At 61.6% G+C, this 3,684-nt stretch carries 6 protein-coding genes and 1 pseudogene; 2 read left to right on the forward strand and 5 right to left on the reverse strand.

All coding sequences use genetic code 11. The features are described from left to right. Positions 1–105: 105 nt before the first annotated feature. Positions 106–1,239: an HK97 family phage prohead protease gene (locus tag F0184_RS20355; protein WP_150497972.1), complete on the reverse strand. Its 1,134-nt coding sequence runs from the start codon at positions 1,237–1,239 to the stop codon at positions 106–108. Between the two features lie 148 nt (positions 1,240–1,387). Between F0184_RS20355 and F0184_RS20360 the strand changes: the two are divergent. Beyond that, positions 1,388–1,540, forward strand: a pseudogene (locus F0184_RS20360) (ATP-binding protein); the annotation flags it as partial. 177 nt (positions 1,541–1,717) lie between these two features. After that, a complete protein-coding gene (locus F0184_RS20365) occupies positions 1,718–2,050 on the forward strand; it encodes a hypothetical protein (protein WP_150497968.1) in 333 nt (110 codons plus the stop codon). A 30-nt stretch (positions 2,051–2,080) separates the two neighbouring features. Here the strand turns inward: F0184_RS20365 and F0184_RS20370 are convergent, their stop codons facing one another. From F0184_RS20370 to F0184_RS20385, 4 genes are all read right to left on the reverse strand, one after another. Further along, positions 2,081–2,455: a helix-turn-helix domain-containing protein gene (locus F0184_RS20370; protein ID WP_206668398.1), complete on the reverse strand. Its 375-nt coding sequence runs from the start codon at positions 2,453–2,455 to the stop codon at positions 2,081–2,083. Then, positions 2,452–2,817, reverse strand: coding sequence for a type II toxin-antitoxin system RelE/ParE family toxin (locus F0184_RS20375; RefSeq protein WP_150497969.1), 366 nt, complete (start codon positions 2,815–2,817; stop codon positions 2,452–2,454). The genes F0184_RS20370 and F0184_RS20375 overlap by 4 nt, the downstream gene beginning before the upstream one ends. Before the next feature lie 103 nt (positions 2,818–2,920). Then, on the reverse strand, positions 2,921–3,142 hold the full coding sequence (locus F0184_RS20380; protein ID WP_150497970.1) for a MerR family transcriptional regulator: 222 nt from the start codon (positions 3,140–3,142) through the stop codon (positions 2,921–2,923). 89 nt (positions 3,143–3,231) lie between these two features. Continuing rightward, positions 3,232–3,684 (reverse strand): site-specific integrase (locus F0184_RS20385; protein ID WP_150497971.1); only part of this gene is annotated, 453 nt, incomplete at its 5' end.

Here is a 3,684-nt window from a genome sequence, read left to right on the forward strand (position 1 = left end):
CGGCCAGCTCCGCAAAGCCGGTCCGCCTCCGCGTCCAGCATCGCGTTCAACGCCTCCTCGACAGTGCCACGCACCATCTCTCCCAGATGGTCCTTGATCCGGGCTTCATCGATCCGGATCACGTTGCGCATCGCCCAGCATGATCTTGTTCACCGCGCGGAAGTCCCGCGCCGTGGTCTGGCGGCCGAGGCGGCGGATGCCCGAGGGTGCGGCCTGATAGGCGTCGCGCAGCACCCGGCCCACCGTGTCCCCGAGGATGATGGGGAAGTCGGAGGTGGTGTGCAGAGCACGGGTCACGAGGCTCGCGGGCGACAGCGCCATGGTGGACTCGCCGCGCAGCGTCAGCAGCTCCTTCGCCATGTCTACCGGCGTGGAATAGGCGTAGCGCCGGGCCGGTCCGCTCAACTCGTGACGCGGATTGATCCGGGCGTAGAGCGCCTCGCCCATCTGGCGTGCGCGCAGGGCGGGGTCGTCCTGGCTCTCGCCCATCTCGACGCGGACTTGCTCGGTGCGGATCGCAGGCGCGCTGCGTTTCGCCAGCGCCTCGAAGGCCGCGCGGCGGGCGGTGTCTGGATCGGCGCCTCCGTCGATCTGCCCGTCGATCCAGGACTGATCGAGCCCGGCGATGCGGGCGATGGAGCGGATCTCGGCATTCGCTTCGGCGCGGGTCTCGGTGGTGGGCGCCTCGGTCGGGGCCGGGGTGGTGGTCGTGTCGGTCATCTCTGTCTCCATGCGAATGTGGGCGCCGGGATCGGCGGGCGTCGGCACCAGGGAAATCTCGTGAGGGGTCCAGCGCACGGCGGTCAGCACGCGCACGCCGTTCTCGGTCGTCTCGGCCCAGTCCTCGACCGAGTAGCCGACCGAGACATGGCGCAGGATCCCCGCCAGCACGTCCTGCCAGACCGGCTCCACCTCGGGCCGAGCCGAGAACTGGATGAGGGCGGTGCCACGCTTTCCGTCGACCGCGGCGCTGCGGACGGAGCCCAGCACATCGCGCACCGCGGTCTGGCGATGCGCGTCCAGGACGCTGGCCCCTTCGAGGCGCGACAGGTCCACTGCCTCGGGCGCGAGGCTGAGGCGTTCGATATACTGGCCCGCCATGTCGCGGCGGCGCACGGGCGCGCCGGTGGACCAGACCACCTCGACCGTGCGGCCTTCTGGATCGGCGGTCGCGGGCGCGAACCCCTCGGCCTGCGCCCAGTTCTGGAACCTGAGGTGCGCATCGCGGGTGGCGAGCATCGGGCCGCCGTTCACGATGGGCACGACCTTCACGCAGGCGTCGATCCAAGCCAGCACCGGGTCTTCGCCCAGCACCCAATCGATCAGCGCCTCGCGGCAGCTTTCAGGGATGGCGAAGTTGCGCTGGCGGATCAGTCGTGACGCCCCCTCGGCCGTCTTCGGAGATGCCAAGATGACCACCGCACTGCTCGACCGGCTCACGCACCACTGCCATATCCTTGAAACCGGAAACGAAAGCTTCCGCTTCAAAAACAGCACCGCAAATCAGGCCGACAACGAAGGGAGGAAGCCAAAATCTTGACCACGGCGTAACCGCCGTTCCATACACAAAAGGCGGGTCAATTCTCGGTGGAAATACCGGGTCAGTTCTCAGTGAAAATCAACAGTCTCTATCCATGAAGCGGCACAGACGTTCCTTTTGCCTCTTGCTGGCATATTTATTGGGCTCTCGTTTGCTTGGGTGGGAAACGCACAGGCGTTGCTCCAGGAAAGCGAGATTGAAAAAATCGCTGAACATCATCCGGATGGAATTCGGACCTACGTCTACACTTTTCAACTGGCAATTCTCGTTATTCTCGTGACGCTGGTTGCGTGGGGCTTCGCCGGTTTGAAGGTTTTTGATGCTGCGATTTTCTGTAACAAGTATGTCCAGGCTTCAATCGAGGCTTCGCTCTATTTCTTGGCGAGTATCACACTACGAGAATGCTGGCATGTAGTCATTGGAAGCCAGCTTATGATTCTTAGCCGCCACGAAGTGCGGAACGCTAACAAAAGTAAGAAGGAAGCCTATCACGAAGACAGCGACGGCTGATCCCGCCTCTCCGGTACGGTTTGAGTTTGATCATACGCGTGCTTGCTTGAGCACCTTGCTCTTTCGCTTCGGCTTTGTGTCTCCGCTTGAAAGTCCCGTCAGGCCGGAAAGAGTGACGGCAGGACGGTCGGGGAAGCGTGCGACGAGTTCCAGGCTGCCGCCCATGGCGCTCACATAGCTGCGCAGGGTGGAGAGCAGTAGGTCGGAACGCTGTTCAAGGCGCGAGATGCTGTCCTGGCCGATGTCCAGCATTTCAGCCATGCGCTCCTGTGTCAGGTCGCGTGCCTTCCGCAGATCACGGAGCGTCAGCTCTTCCGCAATCAGTTCTTCCGCACGAGCCTTAACCCGCTCCCGCCGCTCGGCCGGAAGTCGGTCCATCATCGTCTTGAGTGTGGTCGCCATCATCGACCTCCTTTTTGCTTCAGCCCCGCAAGGTGGCTGTCAAATCTCTCGTCCGCCTTGGCGATCAGTTGGCGGTAGAACCGCTTTTCCGACTGGCCGGACTTATCGCCGGCCACCAGCAGAATGCCTTTGCGTTCAGGGTCGAATGCAAAAGCGACCCGCCAGACGCCATCGTCCGCATCGAAGCGAAGCTCTTTCATGTTGGCGTGCTTAGACCCGTTCAGGGTATCCGCACGCGGGCGTTTCAGCTGTGGGCCGAACGTCGCCAACAGCGCCGCATGAGCAAGCAGCTCATCCTGTACGGCCTCCGGCAGTTCGGCGAACTCGCCGTCGAACGCCTCATGAAAGTTCACTTCCCATTCCATGCTTAAATATGGTTCTGAAGCAATATGGAGTCAAGGCCATATTATGATAGACGAAAGAAGCCCCACCGCGAGGGTGGGGCTTCGGTCGAGGTCGAAGGCCGTGTCAGGCCGCGTCGTTCAAAGCCTTCGGAGCCATACGCTGACCCTCCAGCCACTTGTTGAATTCGGCACGGTCGATATAGACCCGTCCACCGATCTTGATCAGCGCAGGTTTCAGTCCATTCGTTTCCGCATGGAATATCCACCAACGCAGCTTGGCTTCCGTGATGAACGGTGCTTCCACCGCTACCTGCTTCACGGTCGCCAGGTCCCGAAAATCAACCATGGTAAACCTCATGGTATAAGGGGCCTATAAAGAGCAGGAACCTTACCTATAGCCGAAAATTGCTTGCCGAACAATGAAGTGTAAGCGGGCTACAGCTCGGCGGGCAGCACTTTGTCGTTGACGCTCTGCACCAGCTCCTTGACGTGGCTTTCCGACAGGTGCGCGTACCGGCGCACCATCTGAAGCGTCCTGTGCCCCAGCACCTCGGCAATCTCCACGAGGCTTGCGCCGTTCATCGCCAGATAGCTGGCCGTCGAGTGGCGGATGTCGTGAAACCTGAAATCCACCAGTCCGGCTGCGTCCCGTGCGTTCTCCCAGGCCGTGCGGATGTCGATCGGCGCCATCCCGTCCCGCCTCGGGAACAGCCACTTGGCGGGCGGCGCGTGGTCGAGCTTCTCATAGAGCGCTTCGACCTGCTGTTGATTTTCACTGAGAACTGACCCGGTATTTCCACCGAGAATTGACCCGCCTTTTGTGTATGGAACGGCGGTTACGCCGTGGTCAAGATTTTGGCTTCCTCCCTTCGTTGTCGGCCTGATTTG

It is taken from the genome of Roseibium aquae, assembly GCF_008711285.1.
Taxonomy (GTDB): domain Bacteria; phylum Pseudomonadota; class Alphaproteobacteria; order Rhizobiales; family Stappiaceae; genus Roseibium; species Roseibium aquae.